The following is a 22,127-nucleotide window of genomic DNA, read 5'->3' on the forward strand; positions in this document are numbered from 1 at the left end:
GCCGTGTACGGGACTCTCCGTACTCGGCGCTCATCGTCGTCGGTTCTCGGCCGGGACCGCGGCGGTGCGACGGTTCCCAACGCTTCCCTTCCCTCATGTCGAGAAGGGAGCCCCGGGACCTTCACCACCGCACTGGCGTGCGCACCGCCGCGGCCCTCGCCCTGCCCGCTCGTTCCGTGGACTACCCCTCATCCGGGTCCACGGTCCTCGCGGGCGGTGCGCCTGCGGCCTGACCTCCCGTCAGATCTCAGGCGCAGCTGTGGAGTTGTTGGTACCGGGCGGCGCCGCCGCTTGGGCGCGACAGGACAGGTGTCAGCGCCGGCGCCGCCCGGGTCCGTGGGGGCGGGCGGTCAGACCTTCGCGCCGGAGAGGCGCTCGACCGCGCGCAGCAGCGCGGAGTGGTCCAGGCCGCCGTCGCCCTGGGTGCGCAAGGACGCGACGAGCTGGGCGACCACGGCGCCGACGGGCAGCGCGGCGCCGACGTTGCGGGCGGCGTCCGTGACGATGCCCATGTCCTTGTGGTGCAGGTCGATGCGGAACCCCGGCTTGAAGTCGCGGTTCAGGAAGTTGTCCTTCTTGCGGGTCAGTACGGTCGAGCCGGCGAGGCCGCCGTTCAGTACGTCCAGGGCCGCCTTCAGGTCGACGCCCGACTTCTCCAGGAAGACCACGGCCTCGGCGCACGCCTGGATGTTCACGGCGACGATCAGCTGGTTCGCGGCCTTCACGGTCTGGCCGGAGCCGTGCGGACCGCACAGCACGATGGTCTTCCCCAGCGCTTCGAAGATCGGCTCGGCCTGGTCGAAGTCGGCCTGCTCGCCGCCGACCATGATGGACAGCACGGCCTCGACCGCGCCCGCCTCGCCGCCGGACACCGGGGCGTCCAGGGCCCGGATGCCCTTGCCCCGCGCCGCCTCGGCCAGGTCCACGGAGGTCTGCGGGGTGATGGAGGACATGTCGATCAGGAGGGCGCCGGACCGCGCGTTCTCCAGGATGCCGTCGGGCCCGTACGCGATGGCCTCGACCTGCGGGGAGGCGGGCACCATCGTGATCACGACGTCGGCGTCCCGTACGGCCTCGGCTATCGACCCGGCCGCGGTGCCGCCCGCGGCGGTCAGCCGGTCCAGCTTGTCCTGCTCCAGGGTGAACCCGGTGACGTCGTAGCCGGCCTTGATCAGGTTCTCCGACATGGGGGAGCCCATGATGCCGAGGCCGATCCAGGCGATCGTCGGACGGGACGCGTGGGAACTGTCGGCAGGATTGCTCATGATGAGGGTGCCTCTCTGACTGCTGGCTGCTGTGCTGCGTCAACTGCTGTGCTGGACCAACTACGCTGCTATGAAAGGGAGTTGCTGCTCATCGCGCGGTGCGGGCGGCGCGGGCCCCGCGGGGGAGCCAGTCGAAGGAGTCGGCGCTCGGCCGGTCGCCCGGCTTGTACTCCAGGCCGACCCAGCCCTCGTACCCCTGCTTGCGCAGCAGGCCGAGCAGGTCGGCCAGCGGGAGCGAGCCCGTGCCGGGTGCGCCGCGGCCCGGGTTGTCGGCGATCTGGACATGGCCGGTCCTGGCGGCGTACCGCTCGATCACCGACGGCAGGTCCTCGCCGTTCATGGACAGGTGGTAGAGGTCCATCAGGAAGCGGGCGTTGCCGAGTCCCGTCGCCTCGTTCACCCTGTCGACGACGGCGATCCCGGCCTCGGCGCTCACCAGCGGATAGAGCGGCGACTCCGGCTTGTTGAGCGTCTCGATCAGCAGGACCGCGCCGACGCGGTCGGCCGCGCGGGCCGCCAGTACGAGGTTCTCCAGGGCGAGTTCGTCCTGCTCGGCGGGGTCGACGCCCTCGACGCGGTTGCCGTACAGGGCGTTGAGGGCCGTGCAGCCCAGTGAGCGGGCGAAGTCCGCGGCCACGTCGATGTTCGCGCGGAACCGCTCGGACTCCTCGCCGGGGATCGACAGTGCGCCCCGGTCCGGGCCCGGCAGCTGCCCGGCGTAGAAGTTGAGGCCGGTGAGCTGTACGCCCGCGTCCTCGATGGCCTTCTTGAGGGCGTCGAGTCCCGCGCGGTCGGGGGTGGGGGTGTCGGTCCAGGGCCACCAGAGCTCGACCGCGGTGAAGCCCGCCGCCGCGGCGGCCGCGGGGCGCTCCAGGAGCGGCAGCTCGGTGAAGAGGATCGACAGGTTGACGTTGAAGCGCTGCTCTGCGGCTGCGTCCATCGAGAAACCGGGCATAGGGGTCGGCGCTCCCTTCCGTGACGAGTAGGTCCGTATGGCCGGGCCCGTGTGGCGGGGCCCGCATCGGCAGTTCCGTATTGCGGAAGTTCTTTTCTGCTTGATGGAAAGGCTGCCTTCGTGGGGGAACCTTGTCAAGAGGGGTCGGCGGGAAAAGCGGGCGTGTCCCTGGTCGGGTCCGGGTCCCGTTCGGCGGCCGGGAGGGGGGTTCCGGGTGGGCTAGGGTCGCCTTCTGGTCGGCCGGGCCTGGGCCGTCGCAGACACGGACCTGAGTGATGCCATGGGGGCACAGTGCGATTGCGAGTGGAGTTCACCACCGAACCCTTCGACCTCGACGAGGCGCCGCCGCACGCGCTGGTCGCCCGAGAGGTCATCGAGGCGGCCGAACTGGACTCGGTCGACGTCGGTCCGTTCGGCAACACCGCCGAGGGCGGGGCGGATTCGGTGCTCACCGCGGTCGACGCGCTGCTGCGCAAGGCCCTGGACGCGGGCGCCACCCGGGTCTCGCTGCAGCTCAACGTGATCGGGGAGGAGGGTCGGTGACCCGGTCCGCGGACGACCCCTTCGTGTCGGCCGTCAAGCCGCTGGTCGACGCCATGGGTGCCGAGATGCTGCCCGCCGACCAGGCGGGACCCGACGACGTGGTGCTCTCCTGGGAGGGCGTCGACGTCGTGGCCGTCCGTCTGCCGCAGCTCGCCGACTCGCTGGACCACATCCTGGCCGCCCTGGAGCGCAAGCGCGGCAAGCCGCTGGCCGAACTGGACCGCAAGGCCAAGCAGGAGGTCGTACGCATCCTTGAGGCGCGCGGAGCCTTCTCCGTGCGGCACGGCGTGGAGACCGTGGCGAGCGCGCTCGGCGTCTCGCGGTTCACCGTCTACAACTACCTGAACCGCGAGAAGGACGCCTGAGCGGACGTCTGGGCAGAGGGCCTGAGCTGGGAGAACGGTGGCCGGCCCGGGATCGGGGCGCCCGGGCGAAGGACGTCTTCGTTACCTGGATTTTTCAACAAAGTGTTGACGTGGTGTTTCCGAGAGCGTTAGCTGACCGCAGCCCGTCCAGCACAAGGCCACGGAGGCTTGCCGTGACTTCGAGTACGACGACACCCGGCGGCCTCGCCCGGTTCAACACCCTGGAGGAACCCGCGGCCCGCGCCGCCCTCCACGAGCTGTGCGCCTCGACGGCCTGGGCGCACAGCCTGCTCACCGGCCGCCCGTACGCCACCGGCGACGACCTCTTCGCACGGAGTGACGCAGCGATGGCCGACCTGACCGACGCCGACCTGGCGGAGGCGATGGCCGGCCACCCGCCGATCGGCCGCCCGAAGCCGGGCGACCCGACCTCATCCCGCGAACAGCGCGGCATGGCCGGCGCCTCCGACGCACTCAAGGCGGAGATGCTCGAACTGAACCTGGCGTACCAGGAGAGGTTCGGCCATGTCTTCCTGATCTGCGCGACCGGCCTCACCGGCGAACAGATGCGTGACGCGCTCAAGGAGCGCAGCGGCAACACGCCCGCACAGGAGCGCGAGATCGTGCGCACCGAACTGGGCAGGATCAACCGCATCCGGCTCGCCCCACTCGTCGAAGAGGACGCCCCCGCATGACCACCGAGACCACCGCTTCCGTCGCCGCCGTCGCTTCCGTGTCCACGCACATCCTGGACACCAGCGTCGGCCGCCCCGCCGCGGAAGTCGCCGTCCTGCTCGCGGCCCGTGCCGGCCGTGACGCGCGGTGGCGGGCGCTCGGCGGCTCCGCGACCGACGCGGACGGCCGGTGCAAGGACCTGCCGGCCCTGCCGGAGGGCACCACACACGTACGGCTCGACTTCGCCGTCGAGGCGTACTTCGAGAAGAACCCCGAGAGCAAGCCCGAGAACGAGCCCGTGAAGAACCAGGCCGAGGCGCAGCAGGACGCCCCCGCGAACCGGGACAGCGGTGCCGCACCGGTGTTCTTCCCCGAGGTGGCGATCACGTTCGCCGTCAGCCCGGGGGAGCACTATCACGTACCGCTGCTGCTCAACCCGTTCGGCTACTCCGTTTACCGAGGGAGCTAGCAGACATGACCACCCAGCCCCGTTCCGCCCGTCCGGCTGTCCTGGCGCAGAACCAGTACGGCAAGGCCGAGAACCGCGTCGTCCGGATCACCCGGGACGGCGCCACCCACCACATCAAGGACCTGAACGTCTCCGTCGCCCTCAGCGGTGACATGGAGGAGGTCCACTACTCGGGCTCCAACGCGAACGTCCTGCCGACGGACACCACCAAGAACACGGTGTACGCCTTCGCCAAGGAGCACGGCATCGAGTCCGCCGAGCAGTTCGGCATCCACCTCGCCCGGCACTTCGTGACCTCGCAGGAGCCGATCCGCACCGCCCGGATCCGTATAGAGGAGTACTCCTGGGAGCGGATCGGCACCCCGGAGGCGGACCCGTCGGCCGCCGGCGCCGAGGAGGGCGGGCACTCCTTCGCCCGCAAGGGCCAGGAGACCCGGGTCACGCAGATCACGTACGACGGCTCCTCGTGGGAGGTCGTCTCCGGCCTCAAGGACCTGGTCGTCCTGAACTCGACGAACTCCGAATTCTGGGGTTACGTCAAGGACAAGTACACGACGCTGAAAGAGGCGTACGACCGCATCCTCGCCACCGAGGTCTCCGGCCGCTGGCGGTTCAACTGGACCGACGACGAGCAGCCGATGCCCGACTGGGAGGAGTCCTACGCACAGGTGCGCGGGCACATGCTCCAGGCCTTCGCGCAGACGTACTCCCTGTCGCTGCAGCAGACCCTGTACCAGATGGGCGCGCGGATCATAGAGAACCGCGACGAGATCGACGAGGTCCGCTTCTCGCTGCCGAACAAGCACCACTTCCTCGTCGACCTGGAGCCGTTCGGCCTCAAGAACGACAACGAGGTGTACTTCGCCGCCGACCGGCCGTACGGCCTGATCGAGGCGACCATCCTGCGGGACGGCTGCGAGGCGCTCATCCCGGTGGACCTCAGCAACCTCTGACGCACCCGCCTCCGTCAGCGACTCCCCCTGGCGGCAACCCTTTTCGGCACGGCAGAAGGACGAACCATGGCAGCAGACCGGCGGATCGTCATCGAGAACTGCTCGATCGCGACCGTGGACGCCGACGACACCGAGTACACGTCGGGCCATCTGGTCCTGGCGGGCGACCGCATCGAGTCGCTGGGTGCGGGCAAGGCCCCCGAGGGCCTGGAGAACGTCGTACGCCGGATCGACGCGACCGGCCACCTCGTCACCCCGGGCCTGGTCAACACCCATCACCACTTCTACCAGTGGATCACCCGCGGCCTCGCCACGGACCACAACCTCTTCGACTGGCTCGTCGCCCTGTACCCGACCTGGGCGCGCATCGACGAGCGCATGACCTACGCGGCGGCCCAGGGCTCCCTCGGCATGATGGCCCGCGGCGGAGTCACCACCGCCATGGACCACCACTACGTGTTCCCCGAGGGCTCCGGCGACCTGTCGGGTTCGATCATCCGCGCCGCACGTGAGACGGGTGTCCGCTTCACCCTGGCCCGCGGGTCCATGGACCGCAGCGAGAAGGACGGCGGGCTGCCGCCTGACTTCGCCGTCGAGACCCTCGAAGGCGCTCTCGCCGCCACCGAGGCGACCGTCGACGAACACCACGACGCCTCCTTCGGCGCCATGACCCAGGTGGCCGTCGCACCCTGCTCACCCTTCTCCGTGTCCACCGAACTCATGCGCCAGGGCGCCGAGTTGGCCCGGCGCAAGGGGGTGCGGCTGCACACCCACGGCTCGGAGACGGTCGAGGAGGAGCAGTTCTGCAAGGAACTGTTCGGCATGGGCCCGACCGACTACTTCGAGTCGACCGGCTGGCTCGGCGAGGACGTGTGGATGGCCCACTGCGTCCACATGAACGACTCCGACATCGCCGCCTTCGCCCGTACGAGGACGGGGGTGGCCCACTGTCCCTCCTCCAACGCCCGCCTGGCGGCCGGGATCGCGCGGGTGCCCGACATGCTCGCGGCCGGCGTCCCCGTCGGCCTGGGTGTCGACGGCACGGCGTCCAACGAATCCGGCGAACTGCACACCGAACTGCGCAACGCGCTGCTCATCAACCGCCTCGGCGCCCACCGAGAGGCCGCGCTGAACGCCCGTCAGGCGCTGCGGCTGGGTACGTACGGCGGAGCCCAAGTCCTGGGCCGTGCACCGGAGATCGGCTCTCTGGAGCCGGGCAAGCTCGCCGACCTCGTGCTGTGGAAGCTGGACACCCTGGCCCACGCGTCGATCGCCGACCCGGTCACCGCACTCGTCTTCGGCGCCGCGGCGCCGGTCACCGCGTCCTTCGTGAACGGTGAGCAGATCGTCGAGAACAACCGGCTGCTGAACGTCGACGAGGACGCCATCGCCCGCTCCACGCGGGACGAGGCCCAGCGCCTCGCGCGGATCGCCGCGCGGGCCTGACCTCGTCCCCGCCATGATCTCCGGCCGAGGGGGACGGCCCTCGGCCGGTGGCCGCCGACCCGAACGGGGTCCGCGGTGACCGTCTCCGGGGCGCGCGCACGAACTGCCCGCGCCCCGGAACGGTCCCCTTCCGTCCGTACGCCCCGCCACGCCCCCTCCGTGACGGGCGCCGTCCCGCCAGAAAGTCCTGCCAGAGAACAAGACCTCCCTGACACCCACGTCAACGCCGACGTGTACCCGACCGGAGGAGCCGCCGTGGCTGCCCAGCACCTGCCCAGCAGTACGGACGTAAGCGCGACCAGCCCGGAGAAACACCCGGTCGACGAGAAACTCCCCGCCCTGAAGATGGCGACCAGCGGACTGCAGCACGTGGCCGCCATGTACGCCGGAGTGGTCGCCCCACCCCTGATCGTGGGCGCGGCCGTGGGCCTGACCGCGACCGAACTGACCTTCCTCACCGGTGCCTGTCTGTTCACCGCGGGACTCGCCACCTTCCTGCAGACCCTCGGCATCTGGAAGATCGGCGCCCGCCTGCCCTTCGTCAACGGCGTCACCTTCGCCGGGGTCGCGCCGATGATCGCGGTCGTCAACTCCACCGACGACAAGCGCGACGCCCTGCCGGTCATCTTCGGCGCGGTCATCGTGGCGGGTGTTCTGGGCTTCCTCGCCGCCCCCTTCTTCAGCAAGGCGGTCCGCTTCTTCCCGCCGGTCGTCACCGGCACGGTCATCACCCTCATCGGCATATCCCTGATGCCGGTCGCCTTCGGCTGGGCCCAGGGACCCGACCCGGCCGCCCACGACTACGGCTCGACCACCAACCTGGGCCTGGCGGGCGCGACCCTTCTCATCGTCCTGCTGCTGCGCCGCTTCACCCGCGGATTCGTCAAGCAGATCGCCGTACTGCTGGGCCTGGTCGCCGGCACGCTCGTCGCGATCCCGTTCGGTGTCACCGACTTCGCGCCGGTCGCCGACGCGGCGGTCGTCGGCTTCCCGACGCCGTTCCACTTCGGAGCCCCGCAGTTCCAGCTCGCCGCGATCGTCTCGCTGTGCGTGGTGATGGTCGTCTCGATGACCGAATCGACCGCGGACATGCTGGCGTTGGGGGAGATAGTGGGCCGCCCCGCCGATGAGAAGACCATCGCGGCGGGCCTGCGGGCCGACACCCTGGGCTCGGCCGTCAGCCCGCTGTTCAACGGCTTCATGTGCAGCGCCTTCGCCCAGAACATCGGCCTGGTCGCGATGACCCGCATCCGCAGCCGGTACGTCGTGGCCACGGGCGGCGGCTTCCTCGTCCTGATGGGCCTGTGCCCCATGGCCGCGTCGCTGATAGCCGTGGTCCCGCGGCCCGTGCTCGGCGGGGCGGGCGTGGTGCTGTTCGGCTCGGTGGCCGCGAGCGGTATCCAGACCCTCGTCAAGGCCGGCCTGGAGAAGGACAACAACGTCCTGATCGTGGCGGTCTCGCTGGCCGTCGGCATCATCCCGATCACCGCGCCGGAGTTCTACCACGCGTTCCCGGAGATCGCGAAGATCATCCTGGACTCGGGGATCTCGACCGGGTGCGTGGCGGCCGTGGCGCTGAACCTGGTCTTCAACCACCTGGGCGCAAGCCGTGAGTGCGACGAGGTGACGGCGCCGATGGAGCCGGGGCCGGGGGTGGGGCCGGGTTCGGTTCCGGCTCCGACGACTCCGGGTGCGGCTGCGGGCACGGGGCCTGTGGCCGCTCGCTGACGGTTCGCGAGCGAGCGGCCACCGGCCCGGTTTCCCGGGTTCCTCAGGCTCCTCGGGTTCCTCGGGCTCCTCAGCCGATGTGGAAACTGTCCCCGTAGACCTGCCAGTCCAGCGGCGGGTTCAGGTTCAGGTTCCGGTTCCTGAGGAACACCCGCTGGGCGGTGTCCACGCGGCTGGTGTCCGAGTGGGCCTCCTCCTGCTTCATCGCCCACACGCGGGCGTCGAGGAAGGCGTTGAGGTACGTGACCTCGTCGCCGCCCTGGGCCGGGGGCCTGGCCCGGCCCAGCGCCCGGTTGCGGATGCTCCCGAAGCTCGTACTGTCGCCGCCGTTGCCGTGCATGACGATGGCGTCGTAGTACGTGAACTGGCCGAGCGTGCCGATGCCGTCCGCCTTGCCGCGCTGGACCGCGGGGTTGAAGTAGACGCGGTCCCGCTCGTCGTTCTGGGCCTGCTTGAACGCCTGGTCCTGGGCCGCCCGGCGCCAGGCGTCCGGGTAACCGGGGTCCAGTCCCTCGTGCGAGTCGGAGCCGTCGACGCGGCGCAGGGCGGGCAGGTAACCGGCCAGCGGGTTGCCCGGCTTGCGCTGGGTGTACAGCTCGACGAGGTCGAGCATGTCGTGCGTGCCCGAGCAGAACCCGATGATGCCCGCGGTGTAGCCACGGCCGTCGCCGATGTCCTCGATGTACTGGTACTGCGCCTTCCAGTCCAGCGAGGAGTTCTCCGCGCTGGAGACCAGCTTCATGGCGATCTCCTTCTTCGCCGGGTCGTCGAGGCCGGGGGCCGCGGTGCCTTGGGCGCTCGCGGGGGTGCCGGTGAGGGCTGGGCCTGCCACCAGGGTTGCTCCGATCATCGCGAGGATGGTGCGACGGGAGGAGCTCATGGGGGTGTGGGGGGTGTGCACGGGACCTCCAGTGGGGGTGGGAGTCGCTCTTCCGTACTGTTAGGAAAGTTTCCTACCAGAGATTGAGAGTGACGTATACCCGTCAAGCGTTTTCTCGCCCCCGCCGCCCTTGCCCTTCCCGACCCTGGGGCTCCGCCCCAGACCCCCTGTCGCGCTTGCGCGCTCGTCCTCAAACGCCGGACGGGCTATCGGTCAGCCTCTCCGGCGTTTGAGGAGCGGGGGTTCGGGGGCTGGCCCCCGAGTCGGTGACGGGAACGGGTAGGGGCGGCGGGGCGACATGGTCACGGCCTCCGTATGAGTGCTGGACGTTCCACACCGCGTCACGATCGCCGAGTCACGCGCCGCGTACGACGCCCGCCATCAGCCGGAGTGACCCGGTCGGGGCCGGCAGGTCTCGGCGATGACCTGGCGTCAGCGGGGCCGCGCAACCGGCAGTCCGCGCAAGGCCGTTGGGGTCTTCAGGACCGGCGGGGCGACGCCAGTAGGTAGCGCGCTCCCGTGCGCGGTTCTGCGTGCTCGCTGACCTGCCAGCCGGCCTTCTCCAGCGTCGTCGCGCACTCCCGCAGCGCCGCCGCGTCCGGCTCGCGCACGGCGACGGCCTCCGGTTGGGGTGTCGCCCGCACCCGGTATCCCGCGGCGGCGGGGCCCGCCTCCGCCGGGCGCAGTCCCGCCGCCTCCAGGGCCAGGGCGGCGGCCTGCACCAGATGCGTACGTTCCCATGCGCACGGCCGGTCCATGACGCCGCCCGTGTTGGTCATCCGGCGCATCTCCAGCAGCCCCTGCCAGGCGCCGCGCACCTCACGCAGGCGTGACGGCCCGGCGTCGGCGCTCTCCTCGCCGCCCACCCGCGCGGCGAACACGCCCGAGGCCGAACCGGCGGGTACGGAGGCCTCGGCGGGGGCCGCCACCGGGGCGGCCGGCTCCTCGCGTACCCGGTACCCGGCCGGTGTGAGGAAGTGGTCGTGCGGCGGGCGGGGGTGCCGGAAGGCCAGCCCGTGTCGCACCAGCGCCGCGAGCTGGCCCTCCGTACCCCTGAGCCGCCCGCTCACGGGATCGGCGGCGTCGATGACGCGCCGCTGCGCGGCGGTCGGCGGTCGGGTCACGGGGTGCTCCTTCCCCAGAGCGGAACTCTTCATCGAAGACGAAGGCTACGACCTGGGTCTGACATTCCCCTCTACTGCCGGTAGCCGCTCAGGAACCGGCCGATCCTGCTGATCGCCGCGTCCAGGTCGTCGGCGTACGGGAGGGTGAGGATGCGGAAGTGGTCGGGGCGCGGCCAGTTGAAACCGGTGCCCTGGACCACCTGGATCTTCTCGCGCAGCAGCAGGTCGAGGACGAACTTCTCGTCGTCGTGGATCTTGTGGACCGAGGGGTCGAGCCGCGCGAACGCGTACAGCGCGCCCTTCGGTTTCACACAGGAGACGCCGGGGATCTCGTTCAGCTTCTCCCACGCGATGTCACGCTGCTCGCGCAACCGGCCGCCGGGCGCGGTGAGTTCGTGGATGGACTGCCGGCCGCCGAGCGCGGCCTGGATGGCGTACTGCGCCGGGGCGTTGGCGCACAGCCGCATGGAGGCCAGCATGGTGAGGCCCTCCAGATAGCTCTTCGCGTGCTGGCGCGGCCCCGTCACCACCATCCAGCCGGAGCGGAAACCCGCCACGCGGTACGTCTTCGACAGGCCGCAGAAGGTGAGGACCACCAGGTCGGGGGCGAGCGCGGCGGCCGTGTGGTGCACGGCGTCGTCGTACAGGATCTGGTCGTAGATCTCGTCCGCGAACACCATCAGACCGTGCCGGCGGGCCAGGTCGAGGATGCCCTCGATGATCTCCTTGGGGTAGACCGCGCCGGTGGGGTTGTTCGGGTTGATGATGACGACGGCCTTCGTGCGGTCCGTGATCTTCGACGCCATGTCGTCGAGGTCCGGGTACCAGTCGGCCTGTTCGTCGCACAGGTAGTGCACGGCCTTGCCGCCCGCGAGGGTCGTCACCGCCGTCCAGAGCGGGAAGTCCGGTGCGGGGATGAGGACTTCGTCGCCGTCCTCCAGGAGGGCCTGGACGGCCATCGAGACGAGTTCGGAGACGCCGTTGCCCAGGAAGACGTCGTCCACGTCGACTTCGAGGCCGCGTTCCTGGTAGCGCTGCGCCACGGCGCGGCGGGCCGACAGGACGCCGCGCGAGTCCGTGTAGCCGTGTGCCTGCGGGAGCATCCGGATCATGTCCTGGAGGATCTCCGGCGGGGCCTCGAAGCCGAAGGCCGCGGGGTTGCCCGTGTTGAGGCGCAGCACGCTGTGGCCTGCCTCCTCCAGGGCGTTCGCGTGCTCGATGACCGGGCCCCGGATCTCGTAACAGACCTCGCTGAGCTTGCTCGACTGCCGGAACTCCATGCGGTGCGCACCTCCAGGTTGTGGTGTTGCTTGGTTTTACCAAGTTCACGCTTGGAAAGTCCAACAAGTTGTCTAGACTGCGTCGCATGTCACCTCGCCGAAGCTACGACCAGTACTGTTCCGCTGCCCGGGCGCTCGACGCCGTCGGTGACCGCTGGACCCTCCTGATCGTCCGCGAGCTGCTGGCCGGGCCGCGCCGCTACACGGACCTGCATGCCGATCTGCCCGGGGTGAGCACGGATGTGCTCGCCTCCCGGCTCAAGGACATGGAACGGGACGGTCTGACGACGCGCCGCCGGATGCCGCCGCCGGGGGCGGTGTACGTGTACGAACTCACCGGCCGTGGGCGGGAGTTGCTGCCCGTGCTGCAGGCGCTCGGGGAGTGGGGGGCGCCGCTGCTCGGGGAACGGCGGCCCACGGACGCGGTGCGGGCGCACTGGTTCGCGCTGCCGCTGTTGCGGGCGTTGGAGGGGTTCGGTGAGGGGGTCGTCCAAGTCCGCCTGGACGAGGGCGAGTTCTACGTCCGTGCCGGGGCCGTGGCCGGGGAGCAGCCGGTCTACGGGGAGGGGTCCGCGCCCTCTGCGCCGGACGCTCGGCTCGCCCTGGACACGGAGACGTGCACGGCGCTGTGCCGCGGCGACCTGACACTCGCGGAGGCGATACGCACGCACCGCGTGGCGGTCTCGGGCGACAGCCCTCTGTCAAAGGCACTGCGCGAGCCGTGACCCACCCGGGTGCGTCGCCGGCCCACGGGCTCTTGGGGACCCCGGGCCCGTATTCGCCCGCGGGTCCGCTGTGGCCGGCCGCGCAGTTCCCCGCGCCCCTGGGTGGGACGGGGCCTGGGGCCGTTGTCGGCTGCGGGTGCGCTGTGGTTGGCCGCGCAGTTCCCCGCGCCCCTCGGGCGGCCCTGGCCGGGCCCCCTCAGGGGCGCGAGGAACTGCGCGACAAGCCACGACGCACCCGCAGGTGACGACGCACGGCCACCCCCGAAGGGGCGCGGGGAACGGCGCGGCCAGCCACGACGGACCCGCAGCCGACGACGCACGCACGGCCCCGAAGGGGCGCGGGGAACGGCGCGGCCAACCACGACGCACCCGCACACCGGTGACGTGCCCAACGCTACGGCCGCGGCCGCCCCGCTCCGCGTGTCAGTGCGTAGCCCCCGATCCCCGCGAGAGCGGCGAGCACACCCCCGATCCCCGTCCAGACCCACCGGTCGGACCACCACCCGGAGGCCCACCCGTCATCCGGCTCGATGCTGGACAGCACGGCCGCGGGCGAGTCGGACTCCTCGTCGCCCGACTCGGCCTCGGCCGCGGCCTTGACCGCGATCCCCGGAACCAACGGCTCGGACAGCGAGCCGTCGACCGCCGCCGCCCCGCCGATCTCCTTGGAGTCGACCCGCACCTCGGTGGTCACCGGCAGCCCGAGGTCGGCAGCGGTCAGTCCGACCGTGGTCAGCCGGATGTAGTACGTCCCCGGCAGCGGATCGTCGGCCCACGGCTCGGACCAGGCCCGCACCGTACGCAGCGTGCAGGACAGCTCCACCGAGCCGGCGTCCTGCGCCGCGGTCCGCGTCTGCGCCCCGTACTGGCAGGCCTGACGCCGCCGCAGCCCGTCGTACACATCGATCTGCCAGGTCGCGGAGGCATGCGAGTCCGGCAGTTTCACCTTCGCCTTCACCGTCGGCCGCTGCCCGGCGTCGGCGGGGAACGACCAGTACAGGTAGTCGCCCGTGGACGCTCCTGCGGTCGCCCGCTGCCCCTGGTCGACCTCGGCCGCCGTACGGAAGGACGTCCCCGCCGAGGTGGGCGCGTCGGAGTCGTCCGACGGGCTCGCGGAGGGGGAGGAGTCGGCCACCGCGGGAACCGCCGCGACCCCGAGCAGCAGCAGTCCCGCGCTCGCCGCTCTCAACACAAGCTTCGTACGCATCAGTTGGTCCTCCAGACCGCGACCCGCCAGCGCGAGACCCAACCCCACAGCACACCCGCGAGGAAGCCGGTGAGCACCAGTGCGCCGAGCAGCCACCAGCCGCGGCCGAGGCCGAAGGAGGCCACGTCGCTCGACGCGTCGGGCCCGTCCACGATGTCGATGGTCAGTTCGAGCGGCAGACCGGGTGTGGTCTTCACGCCGGAGGCCGCCGAGAAGGAGTTGGCGACCTGGAGGCACACGACCTCGCTCGCGGACCCGGAGTCGTCGGAGTCGTCGCTCTCCGCCTTGGGATAGCGCAGACCGGCCGACATGACGTCGGTCCGCCCGGTGCCGGTGGTCTCGCCGCGCACGATCTCACGGCCGTTCGTGGTGACCGCCCGCAGCGACACCCCGTAGTCGCGGTCGACCTGGCGGTCGGCCGCGACGCTCACCGAGGCGCGCAGTTCGGAGCCGGCCGGCAGGTCCACGCGGTACCAGCGGTGCTGCCCGAACTCCTCACGGTCGGTGTACAGCCCCGACTTGACCTCGGGTGCCTTCGCGCACGCGTCGGCGCCTTCGACGGCGACGGGTGTGACCACCGGGTCGGCCGCACGGTCGACCAACTGGTTTACCTTGTCGGTGAGTTCGTCGGTGTGCTCGACCGAGGTGTACGTGCCGCCGGTCGCCTCCGCGATGCAGCTCAGCTGCTGCCGGAGCTTGGTGTTCGGCACCAGACCCAGCGTGTCGATGGTGAGGCCGATCCCCTTGGCGGCGATCTCGCGTGCCACCTCGCACGGGTCCAGCGGGGCGCAGGTGTCCTCGCCGTCGCTGATGAGGACGATACGGCGGGAGCCCTCACCGCCTTCGAGGTCGTCGGCGGCCTTGAGGAGCGCGGGGCCGATCGGGGTCCAGCCGGTGGGCGACAGGGTCGCGACCGCCGTCTTCGCCTCGGTACGGTCCAACGGCCCCACGGGGTAGAGCTGTTCGGTGTCCTTGCAGCCTGTCTTGCGGTCGTCGCCGCGGTAGTTGGCGCCGAGTGTGCGTATGCCCAGCTCGACCTCTTCGGGGGTCGCGTCGAGGACCTCGTTGAAGGCCTGCTTCGCTGCCGCCATCCGGGACTGGCCGTCGATGTCCCGTGCCCTCATGGAGCCGCTGACGTCGAGAAGCAGGTTCACCTTGGGTGCGGCGGTACCCGAGGGCTCGTCGGCGACGGCGTCGGGCGGGAGCGCGATCCCGGCCGCCAGGGTGGCGAGCAGGGCGCAGGCGCCCGCCGCCAGCCGTTGTCTTGTGATCATCGACGGATCCTATTGATCAAAGGCACCGCGCTTCAAAACGAGCGGGTCTTCGAGGGGGTTGGGCAGCCGGGCCCAGAGGTCGCCGGGCCGCTCCGGCGACAGCCTCATCAGCGTCAACGCCTTGGCGGGCAGCGGCTGTTCGAGCAGCGCCGCGAGATCCGGGGTGCGCGGCAGGTCCCGTACCGCCGTGGACAGTGCCTCGCGCAGCGCCGGTGTCGAACCCGCCGTCGCCGCCAGTGTGCCCGCGACGAGCGAGCCGAAGAGTTTGCTGCGCAGGACGGCTGCGTCGTCCGTGACGATACGGCCCGTCAGGTCGGGGGCCGGGATGCCGTGGCGGGCGAGCCGGGCCGGGCTGATCCGGATGTCCGCCAGATCGCGGTACACGAGCCGCACCGGGTCACCGGCGGGGGAGAGTACGACGAGCAGGTTCTGGCCGTGCGCCTCCAGGGCGACGCCGAGGTCGAGCAGCCGCAGCCCCACGGTGAGCGCGAGCCGGCTGAACTGCGCCAGCCAGCGCGGGGGCCGGGGCAGGACACCCGCGGCGAGAGCGGCCACCGGGACGACCTGCTCGCCCGCCCCCGCGTACAGCTCGGGGGACTCCCGTGAGACGGCCGCCAGGTCGGCGGAGCCTGCGGTGACCGCGCCCAGGGTCCGGGTGATGTGCAGCAGCCCGTCCAGGCGCCCGGCCATCGACTCCATGAACGCCGACACGGTCGCCGCCGACGTGATCGAGTACACCGAGATGTCCCGCACGGAGGACGTCAGCCGGGCGCTGAGCGCGGTCTTGACGTGCGGTCCGTCCGGCACGGCCAGGGTGCGCAGCGACATCAGGGGATGTGCGGCCATCCCGTCCCCGACGGGCTTCTCGTCCTTCAGCACATGCCGGGCCTGCCACGGATGGACGGGGATCAGCAGCCGCCCCGCCTCCCGGTACGGCCACTCGCCCGTCGACCGGCAGTCGTCCTCCCGTACGGCGACCAGGCCCAGCCGCACCACCGGCCGGTGCTCGGGGGCGTACGCCAGCTGCTCGGCCACCGAGAACCCGGGCCGGGAACGGCAGTTGGGATGGAAGGGATGCCCGTCGACGACCCGCTGCTCCCACTCCCAGAGCGGGTGCGGCCCCTCCGACGGGGCTTTCCCAGGTGCCTGGTTGGCGCGCGAAAGGGCCAACGAGGCCACGCTGTCGGCGAGTTCGGCGGCGAAGGGCCGCCCGTGCGGAAGCCCGAGCGCCGTCATCAGCGCCGCCGGATGGTCGTACGCCGTCCCGTCCAGCTCGACCTCCGTGACGGTCGAGGCCGTCGCGTACGCGTCCGGGCGCGGCCCGTGCAGTCGGCGGCCGTCGGCCAGCCGCAGCGTCGGACCGTCGTGCGCGGCCTCGCGGTGCGTGACCCACGGCAGCGGCTCAAGGGCGAGCCCGCGCCACAACCGGGTCAGCACGGCCGACCGGGCGCCGGGGAGTTCGGCCGCGTACGGGGAGAGCAGGTCGGGGCGTACCGTGCGCAGCTCGGCGGCGAGAGCGGTCTCGGTCTCGGCCGGGGTGCGGGGAGGATGCACAGGGGCTCCTAGGGTGAGGGGACGCCGTCCGGCCGGGTACGACGCCGGACATCCGGACATACTCAGCGCAAGTGCACCGTATGCAACGAACGGATCGCGTGGATCACATGCCCCCCGTGCCACCCATGCAGCCCATGCCCCCCATCCCGTCCGGGCCCTCCGTGTCCTGCGCGCAGGACACCGACGGCGTCGCCGAAGCGGCGGACGCGATCGCGGCGGCACCGCTGCTCAACTGCCTGCTGCGGGAGATCGGCGCGCCGGAGCCGGAGCCGGAGCCCGAGACCGCGCCCGAGCCGGGCCCGGAGCACGTGTCCGGCGCCCGGCGCGTGTACCGGCTGCCCGCCGGGGAGCGGCTTCTGCGCGTGCGCGACGGGCGCCGGCCCCGCGACCCGGAGCTGTTCGACGAAGGCACCTGGCAGCGGCTCGGCCACGCCGAACTGGTCAAGCTCGCCGCCGAGGAGCTGCGCCAGTACACCGGGCTGTCCAACTCCGAGCTGCCCGCCGAGATGACCGACAGCCGGGACGCGGTGGCGGCGATCCTGGCGGCCAGGGCGGGCACGGTCCCGCCGCCGGACCCGTACCGCCGCTCCGAGCAGTCCCTGATCACCGGGCATCCCCACCACCCCGCCCCCAAGGCGCGCGGCGGCGGCCCGGCCACCGGCTGGCTCCCGTACGCCCCCGAGGCGTACGCCGACTTCCCGCTGACACTCCTCGGCCTGCGCGAGGACGTCTGCGTGCAGGACGGCGACACGAGCGCCCTGGACGCCCTCGGCGAAGCCCCCGACGGCTACCGGCTGCTCCCCGCCCACCCGTGGCAGCTCGACCTCGTCGGCGGCAGCCCGGAGATCCGCGAGGCGTTCGCCGACGGCCGCCTCGTACACCTCGGGCCTTCGCCGTGGTCCGCCTGGCCCACGGCGGCCATCCGCACCCTGTACGTTCCCGACGCCGACCTCTTCGTGAAGTTCAGCCTCGACGTCCGCATCACGAACGACATCCGGCGCCTGTGGCGGCACGACCTCCTCGCGCTGCGGCGTACGGACGCCGCCGTGACGGAGGCCTTCCGCACCCTCCCCGGCGGCGCGGCCTGGCTGAGCGACCGCGGGTACCGCACGGCGGACTTCGCCTTCGAGGAGCTGGCCGTTCTCGTGCGTGACGGTCTGGGCGGGCATGTGACCCCCGGTTCGACTCCGCTGCTGGCGGCCGCGCTGACGGAGGGCGGGGGAGGCCCGTACGACCCACCGGGCACGGCCGACCTGGCCGGTTTCGACGGAAACCCTCTGGACACCCTCGCCGATCCGGCTGCCTGGTGGACCGAGTATCTGCGCCAAGTCGTCCCGCCCGCACTGGAGTTGTTCGCCCGGCACGGGGTCGTACTCGAAGCGCATCTGCAGAACACGGTGGTGGCCGTGGACGCGGACGGCACCCCCGTGCAGGCGCTGTTCCGGGACGCCGAGGGCGTGAAGCTGCTGCCGGACGTGACACGGGCGGCCGGGTGGGAGCGGCTGGTGTACTGCCTGGTCGTGAACAACCTGCTGGAGATCGCGGACGCCCTGCGCGAGCGGTATCCGGGGCTCGACCCGTGGGAGCCCGCGCGCCGGGAGCTGGCGCGGTACGCCCAGGAGCTGCCCGAGGTGACAGAACTCCTCCGTTTCCCGAGCCTGCCCGGCAAGACGAACCTGCTGCTGCGCTGGACCGGGGCGGACGGCGCCGACGCACGCTACCGGCCGGTCCCGAACCCCCTGCGCACGCCGGACGCCTGACCGGCGCCGCGGGCGCCCGGCCGACATCTCGGGCGGCTGAATTACAGTGGCGGATGTGCTGCGCCAAGTGACCGCCGACCGATACGTGACCCCGCTGCGGGCGGGCGGCTCCGTGCCCGGAGTCGTCGAGGCCGACGACCTGGGGACGTACGTCGTGAAGTTCACCGGCTCGGCGCAGGGGCTGAAAGCGCTGGTCGCCGAGGTGATCGTGGGGGAACTGGCCCGCGCTCTGGGACTGCGGTTCCCCGAGCTGGTGCTGGTGGACTTCGATCCGGCGATCGCCGCGGACGAACCGCACCAGGAGGTCCAGGACCTGCTGCGGGCCAGCGCCGGGCTCAACCTCGGCATGGACTATCTGTCGGGCGCGGTGGACTTCACCCCCGAGATCGCGCAGACGTTCGACGTCGACCCGCTGGAAGCGGGCCGGATCGTCTGGCTGGACGCCCTCACGGTCAACGTGGACCGCACGAGGCACAGCTCGAACCTGATGATCTGGCCCACGCTCGGCGTCGCGCCCCCGAAGCTCTGGCTGATCGACCACGGGGCCGCGCTGGTCTTCCACCACCGCTGGGACGCGTCGGCCCCGGAGAAGTCGTCACCGGAGAAGGCGTACGACTTCCGGCAGCACGCGCTCGGCGGCCACACCCCCGACACCCGCGCCGCGGACGCCGAACTCGCGCCCCGGGTCACGGAGGAACTGCTGCGCGCGATCACGGCCGAGGTGCCCGACGCCTGGCTCGCCGACGAGCCCGGTTTCGCGACGCCCGACGAGGTCCGCGACGCGTACGTCGGCTATCTCCTCGCCCGGGTCAGGGCCTCCGCGGCCTGGCTCCCCACCGACTTCCCCACCCGGGAACAGCTCGCGGACGAGGACGCCCGCCGGGCCGCGAAGACACAGCAGGGCCGGCCGGACTGGCTCAAGCGGGTCCCCGACCTGCACGGCAAACCGGCGGCGCAACAGGATTGGTCGGTACACCTCGGATGACCACGGACGACACGACCCCCGCGAACCCGATTGCCGCGACCTCGACCCCCGAGACCCCGCCCTCGGTCCCGTCCGGGCAGCCGCACCGCGTGCAGATCGAGTACTGCACCCAGTGCCGCTGGCTGCCCCGCGCCTCCTGGCTCGCCCAGGAACTGCTCACCACCTTCGAGCAGGAACTGACCGAGCTGGCACTCAAGCCCGGCACCGGCGGCGTCTTCGTCGTACGTGTCGACGACGAGGTGGTCTGGGACCGCCGTGAGCAGGGTTTCCCCGAGCCGACGGCCGTGAAGCGCCTGGTACGCGACCGAGTGGCCCCGGAGAAGTCCCTGGGCCACTCGGAGCGGTAGTACCTGTCCGGGCCGGCGCTCAGCCGGTCAGCTGCTCGTACGCGGGCAGCGTCAGGAAGTCCGCGTAGTCCTCGTCGAGCGCGACCGTGAGCAGCAGGTCGTGCGCCTGCTGCCAGCGCCCGGCCGCGAAGGCCTCCTCGCCGATCTCGGCGCGGATGTCGGCCAGTTCGCGCGCCGCGATCTCGCGGGCCAGTTCGGGCGTCGCCTTCACGGACTCCCCGGCGTGCTCGAACTCCACGCCCGCGTTGATCCACTGCCAGATCTGCGAGCGCGAGATCTCCGCCGTGGCCGCGTCCTCCATCAGATTGAAGATGGCGACGGCACCGAGCCCGCGCAGCCACGCCTCGATGTAACGGATGCCGACCTGAACGGCGTTGACCAGCCCGTCGTACGTGGGACTGGCGTCGAGGGAGTCGACGGCGATCAGGTCGGCGGCCTTCACGTCGACCTCCTCGCGCAGCCGGTCCTTCTGGTTCGGCCGGTCGCCGAGCACGGCGTCGAAGGACGCCATCGCGATCGGCACGAGGTCCGGGTGGGCCACCCACGACCCGTCGAAACCGTCGCCCGCCTCCCGGTCCTTGTCCGCCTTGACCTTCTCGAAGGCGACCTTGTTGACCTCTTCGTCGCGCCGCGACGGGATGAACGCGGCCATGCCGCCGATCGCGTGCGCCCCGCGCTTGTGGCAGGTGCGGACGAGGAGTTCGGTGTACGCGCGCATGAACGGGGCGGTCATCGTCACCGCGTTGCGGTCCGGCAGGACGAACTTCCGCCCGCCGTCACGGAAGTTCTTCACGATGGAGAAGAGGTAGTCCCAGCGGCCCGCGTTCAACCCCGAGGCGTGGTCGCGCAGTTCGTAGAGGATCTCCTCCATCTCGTACGCCGCCGTGATCGTCTCGATCAGGACGGTCGCGCGGACGGTGCCCTGCGGGATGCCGACATGGTCCTGGGCGAAGACGAACACCTCGTTCCAGAGGCGGGCCTCCAGGTACGACTCCGTCTTCGGGAGATAGAAGTAGGGGCCCTTGCCGAGGTCGATGAGCCGCTGCGCGTTGTGGAAGAAGTACAGGCCGAAGTCGACGAGCGCGCCCGGGACCGGGGTGCCGTCGGCGTCGACGAGATGACGCTCGTCCAGGTGCCAGCCGCGCGGGCGCGTCACGACCGTCGCCAGTTCCTCCGGCGCCTTCAGCGCGTACGACTTGCCGGTGCGCTCGTCAGTGAAGTCGATCGAACGGGTGTAGGCGTCGATCAGGTTGACCTGGCCCAGGATCACGTTCTCCCAGGTCGGAGCGGAGGCGTCCTCGAAGTCCGCGAGCCACACCTTGGCACCCGAGTTGAGCGCGTTGATGGTCATCTTGCGGTCGGTGGGACCGGTGATCTCCACCCGGCGGTCGTTCAGGGCCTCGGGCGACGGGGCCACCCGCCAGGAGTCGTCCGCGCGGACGGCGGCCGTCTCGGGGAGGAAGTCGAGCGTGGAGGTACGGGCGATCTCGGCACGGCGCTCGCCGCGGCGGGCCAGGAGCTCGTCACGCCTGGGCGTGAACCGCCGGTGCAACTCGGCGACGAAGGCGAGGGCCGCGTCGGTCAGGACCTCCTCCTGCCGGGGCAGGGGCTCGGCGTCGACGAGGGCCAGCGGGGACGGCGCTGGTGCGGACATGAGCTGTCACTTCCTTCAGCGAACGTGGCACCGGGTGCCAGTCGACCGGGTTACGGCGGTGAACGCCCGTCGAGGGGCCGGGCGCTTCTGATCAGTGGATACTAGTTTCCTCATGGTGGAAGTTCAATGTTTTGTTGACGTCGAGACTCTCCGGATCGAGACAAGGCGGCGCTCAGTGCCATCCCGCTCACTCTAGGTACCGGGCGAGGTCCGCCGCCGTGTCGATGTCGTAGGGCCGCGCCACGTCCGCGCACTCGACCAGAGTGATCGCGTCCGCGTGCGCCTTCAGATAGGCGCGTGCCCCCTGGTCGCCGGTCGCAGTCGCGGCGATCCCCGCCCAGTGGTCGGCGCCGAGCAGGACGGGGTGGCCCCGCTTCCCCTCGTACGAGGCGGAGGCGAGCGTCGCGGGGGAGCGGAGGGCGGCCAGCAGCCGCGCCGTGGCCCGCGGTCCGATGCCCGGCTGGTCGACCAGGGACACCAGGGCGGCCGGGGCCCCCGTACCCCGCAGGGACTCCAGCCCGGCCCGCAGCGAGGACCCCATCCCCTCCTCCCACTCCGGGTTGTCCACCAGTACGCACCCGGCGAGGTCGGCCCGCTCCCGTACGGTGTCCGCCCGCGCTCCGAGGACCACATGGATCCGGGTGCAGCCGGCCTCGCGCAGCACCCCGGCCGCGTACTCCACCAGGGGGCGCCCGCGGTGTTCGAGGAGCGCCTTGGGCCGTCCGCCGAGGCGTCGGCCGCCGCCCGCGGCGAGCAGCAGTCCGGCCACCTGGCCGTCGTTGTCCGTCATTCCTCCTGCATACCTGACTCGCGGGCGGGATCAGGATGTCCGGGGCCTGAATTTCGGTCCGTGCGGTGGCGCCCACCGCACCGGGTGGCGTTTACTTGCCCGCGTCCCCGGCGCCCGACCGACGCCTCGGGGCGGTCGGGCGGGAGAG

General features: G+C 71.4%; 21 protein-coding genes. 11 read left to right on the forward strand and 10 right to left on the reverse strand.

Translation table 11 applies throughout. The annotated features are described in order from the left end of the window. Positions 1-350: 350 nt before the first annotated feature. A complete protein-coding gene (locus ACFVH5_RS22780; RefSeq protein WP_385835453.1) occupies positions 351-1,265 on the reverse strand; it encodes a 2-hydroxy-3-oxopropionate reductase in 915 nt (304 codons plus the stop codon). An 88-nt stretch (positions 1,266-1,353) separates the two neighbouring features. Next, entirely contained in the window at positions 1,354-2,220 is an 867-nt protein-coding gene (locus tag ACFVH5_RS22785) for a TIM barrel protein (RefSeq protein WP_385835454.1), read from the reverse strand. 291 nt (positions 2,221-2,511) lie between these two features. On the opposite strand from ACFVH5_RS22785, the gene ACFVH5_RS22790 reads away from it, so the two are divergent. The 7 genes from ACFVH5_RS22790 to ACFVH5_RS22820 all read left to right on the forward strand — a co-directional run bounded on the left by ACFVH5_RS22790 (position 2,512) and on the right by ACFVH5_RS22820 (position 8,399). Next, on the forward strand, positions 2,512-2,763 hold the full coding sequence (locus tag ACFVH5_RS22790) for a hypothetical protein (RefSeq protein ID WP_384815879.1): 252 nt from the start codon (positions 2,512-2,514) through the stop codon (positions 2,761-2,763). Positions 2,764-2,816: 53 nt separating this feature from the next. Beyond that, positions 2,817-3,128: a helix-turn-helix domain-containing protein gene (locus tag ACFVH5_RS22795; protein ID WP_385835493.1), complete on the forward strand. Its 312-nt coding sequence runs from the start codon at positions 2,817-2,819 to the stop codon at positions 3,126-3,128. 173 nt (positions 3,129-3,301) lie between these two features. Beyond that, the gene (gene uraD, locus ACFVH5_RS22800) at positions 3,302-3,823 is read left to right on the forward strand and encodes a 2-oxo-4-hydroxy-4-carboxy-5-ureidoimidazoline decarboxylase (RefSeq protein ID WP_384815876.1); all 522 of its coding nucleotides are present in this window, start codon (positions 3,302-3,304) and stop codon (positions 3,821-3,823) included. After that, positions 3,820-4,272: a hydroxyisourate hydrolase gene (locus tag ACFVH5_RS22805; protein WP_385835455.1), complete on the forward strand. Its 453-nt coding sequence runs from the start codon at positions 3,820-3,822 to the stop codon at positions 4,270-4,272. Before uraD ends, ACFVH5_RS22805 begins: the two co-directional genes overlap by 4 nt. A gap of 5 nt (positions 4,273-4,277) precedes the next feature. Then, positions 4,278-5,225, forward strand: a complete 948-nt coding sequence (gene pucL, locus ACFVH5_RS22810; RefSeq protein WP_384815871.1) for a factor-independent urate hydroxylase — start codon at positions 4,278-4,280, stop codon at positions 5,223-5,225. 66 nt (positions 5,226-5,291) lie between these two features. Next, complete coding sequence (locus ACFVH5_RS22815; protein WP_385835457.1) at positions 5,292-6,671, forward strand: 8-oxoguanine deaminase; 1,380 nt, start codon at positions 5,292-5,294, stop codon at positions 6,669-6,671. 345 nt (positions 6,672-7,016) lie between these two features. Then, on the forward strand, positions 7,017-8,399 hold the full coding sequence (locus ACFVH5_RS22820; protein WP_385835494.1) for a nucleobase:cation symporter-2 family protein: 1,383 nt from the start codon (positions 7,017-7,019) through the stop codon (positions 8,397-8,399). 70 nt (positions 8,400-8,469) lie between these two features. Here ACFVH5_RS22820 and ACFVH5_RS22825 read toward each other — a convergent pair whose 3' ends face one another. The 3 genes from ACFVH5_RS22825 to ACFVH5_RS22835 all read right to left on the reverse strand — a co-directional run bounded on the left by ACFVH5_RS22825 (position 8,470) and on the right by ACFVH5_RS22835 (position 11,683). Further along, complete coding sequence (locus ACFVH5_RS22825) at positions 8,470-9,249, reverse strand: chitosanase (protein ID WP_385835458.1); 780 nt, start codon at positions 9,247-9,249, stop codon at positions 8,470-8,472. Positions 9,250-9,758: 509 nt separating this feature from the next. After that, the gene (locus ACFVH5_RS22830; RefSeq protein ID WP_385835459.1) at positions 9,759-10,403 is read right to left on the reverse strand and encodes a hypothetical protein; all 645 of its coding nucleotides are present in this window, start codon (positions 10,401-10,403) and stop codon (positions 9,759-9,761) included. Positions 10,404-10,474: 71 nt separating this feature from the next. Beyond that, positions 10,475-11,683, reverse strand: a complete 1,209-nt coding sequence (locus ACFVH5_RS22835) for a pyridoxal phosphate-dependent aminotransferase (protein ID WP_385835460.1) — start codon at positions 11,681-11,683, stop codon at positions 10,475-10,477. A gap of 86 nt (positions 11,684-11,769) precedes the next feature. Between ACFVH5_RS22835 and ACFVH5_RS22840 the strand changes: the two genes are divergently transcribed. Beyond that, complete coding sequence (locus tag ACFVH5_RS22840) at positions 11,770-12,408, forward strand: winged helix-turn-helix transcriptional regulator (RefSeq protein WP_385835461.1); 639 nt, start codon at positions 11,770-11,772, stop codon at positions 12,406-12,408. Between the two features lie 394 nt (positions 12,409-12,802). Here ACFVH5_RS22840 and ACFVH5_RS22845 read toward each other — a convergent pair whose 3' ends face one another. From ACFVH5_RS22845 to ACFVH5_RS22855, 3 genes are read right to left on the reverse strand one after another with little or no spacing between them, the layout of a single operon-like run. Beyond that, positions 12,803-13,615: a hypothetical protein gene (locus ACFVH5_RS22845; protein WP_385835463.1), complete on the reverse strand. Its 813-nt coding sequence runs from the start codon at positions 13,613-13,615 to the stop codon at positions 12,803-12,805. Beyond that, positions 13,615-14,889 (reverse strand): VWA domain-containing protein, encoded by a 1,275-nt coding sequence (locus ACFVH5_RS22850; RefSeq protein ID WP_385835464.1) that lies wholly within the window; start codon positions 14,887-14,889, stop codon positions 13,615-13,617. Before ACFVH5_RS22850 ends, ACFVH5_RS22845 begins: the two co-directional genes overlap by 1 nt. 9 nt (positions 14,890-14,898) lie before the next feature. Then, entirely contained in the window at positions 14,899-16,443 is a 1,545-nt protein-coding gene (locus ACFVH5_RS22855) for an IucA/IucC family protein (RefSeq protein ID WP_385835465.1), read from the reverse strand. 134 nt (positions 16,444-16,577) lie between these two features. Here ACFVH5_RS22855 and ACFVH5_RS22860 point away from each other — a divergent pair, with 134 nt between their 5' ends. Genes ACFVH5_RS22860 through ACFVH5_RS22870 form a run of 3 tightly spaced genes read left to right on the forward strand, consistent with a single transcriptional unit; the run spans position 16,578 to position 19,535 of the window. Next, positions 16,578-18,203: an IucA/IucC family protein gene (locus ACFVH5_RS22860; RefSeq protein ID WP_385835466.1), complete on the forward strand. Its 1,626-nt coding sequence runs from the start codon at positions 16,578-16,580 to the stop codon at positions 18,201-18,203. A gap of 55 nt (positions 18,204-18,258) precedes the next feature. Continuing rightward, the gene (locus ACFVH5_RS22865) at positions 18,259-19,188 is read left to right on the forward strand and encodes a HipA family kinase (protein ID WP_385835468.1); all 930 of its coding nucleotides are present in this window, start codon (positions 18,259-18,261) and stop codon (positions 19,186-19,188) included. Positions 19,189-19,217: 29 nt separating this feature from the next. Next, the gene (locus tag ACFVH5_RS22870) at positions 19,218-19,535 is read left to right on the forward strand and encodes a SelT/SelW/SelH family protein (protein WP_385835496.1); all 318 of its coding nucleotides are present in this window, start codon (positions 19,218-19,220) and stop codon (positions 19,533-19,535) included. A gap of 19 nt (positions 19,536-19,554) precedes the next feature. On the opposite strand, the gene aceB is transcribed toward ACFVH5_RS22870, so the two are convergent. Beyond that, positions 19,555-21,189, reverse strand: a complete 1,635-nt coding sequence (gene aceB, locus ACFVH5_RS22875; RefSeq protein ID WP_385835469.1) for a malate synthase A — start codon at positions 21,187-21,189, stop codon at positions 19,555-19,557. A 187-nt stretch (positions 21,190-21,376) separates the two neighbouring features. Continuing rightward, positions 21,377-21,979, reverse strand: a complete 603-nt coding sequence (locus ACFVH5_RS22880) for an NTP transferase domain-containing protein (protein ID WP_385835470.1) — start codon at positions 21,977-21,979, stop codon at positions 21,377-21,379. Between the last annotated feature and the right edge of the window lie 148 nt (positions 21,980-22,127).

Origin of the sequence: Streptomyces sp. NPDC127119 (assembly GCF_042677425.1) — a bacterium.
Lineage (GTDB): Bacteria > Actinomycetota > Actinomycetes > Streptomycetales > Streptomycetaceae > Streptomyces.

Excerpts from the sequence above, each read along its gene's own strand:
- ACFVH5_RS22780 (WP_385835453.1), bottom strand. The coding sequence starts at position 1,265 with ATGAGCAATCCTGCCGACAGTTCCCACGCGTCCCGTCCGACGATCGCC.
- ACFVH5_RS22785 (WP_385835454.1), bottom strand. The coding sequence starts at position 2,220 with ATGCCCGGTTTCTCGATGGACGCAGCCGCAGAGCAGCGCTTCAACGTC.
- ACFVH5_RS22795 (WP_385835493.1), top strand. The coding sequence starts at position 2,817 with ATGGGTGCCGAGATGCTGCCCGCCGACCAGGCGGGACCCGACGACGTG.
- ACFVH5_RS22805 (WP_385835455.1), top strand. The coding sequence starts at position 3,820 with ATGACCACCGAGACCACCGCTTCCGTCGCCGCCGTCGCTTCCGTGTCC.
- pucL (WP_384815871.1), top strand. The coding sequence starts at position 4,278 with ATGACCACCCAGCCCCGTTCCGCCCGTCCGGCTGTCCTGGCGCAGAAC.
- ACFVH5_RS22815 (WP_385835457.1), top strand. The coding sequence starts at position 5,292 with ATGGCAGCAGACCGGCGGATCGTCATCGAGAACTGCTCGATCGCGACC.
- ACFVH5_RS22820 (WP_385835494.1), top strand. The coding sequence starts at position 7,017 with ATGGCGACCAGCGGACTGCAGCACGTGGCCGCCATGTACGCCGGAGTG.
- ACFVH5_RS22825 (WP_385835458.1), bottom strand. The coding sequence starts at position 9,249 with ATGATCGGAGCAACCCTGGTGGCAGGCCCAGCCCTCACCGGCACCCCC.
- ACFVH5_RS22835 (WP_385835460.1), bottom strand. The coding sequence starts at position 11,683 with ATGGAGTTCCGGCAGTCGAGCAAGCTCAGCGAGGTCTGTTACGAGATC.
- ACFVH5_RS22840 (WP_385835461.1), top strand. The coding sequence starts at position 11,770 with ATGTCACCTCGCCGAAGCTACGACCAGTACTGTTCCGCTGCCCGGGCG.
- ACFVH5_RS22845 (WP_385835463.1), bottom strand. The coding sequence starts at position 13,615 with ATGCGTACGAAGCTTGTGTTGAGAGCGGCGAGCGCGGGACTGCTGCTG.
- ACFVH5_RS22850 (WP_385835464.1), bottom strand. The coding sequence starts at position 14,889 with ATGATCACAAGACAACGGCTGGCGGCGGGCGCCTGCGCCCTGCTCGCC.
- ACFVH5_RS22860 (WP_385835466.1), top strand. The coding sequence starts at position 16,578 with ATGCCCCCCATCCCGTCCGGGCCCTCCGTGTCCTGCGCGCAGGACACC.
- aceB (WP_385835469.1), bottom strand. The coding sequence starts at position 21,189 with ATGTCCGCACCAGCGCCGTCCCCGCTGGCCCTCGTCGACGCCGAGCCC.
- ACFVH5_RS22880 (WP_385835470.1), bottom strand. The coding sequence starts at position 21,979 with ATGACGGACAACGACGGCCAGGTGGCCGGACTGCTGCTCGCCGCGGGC.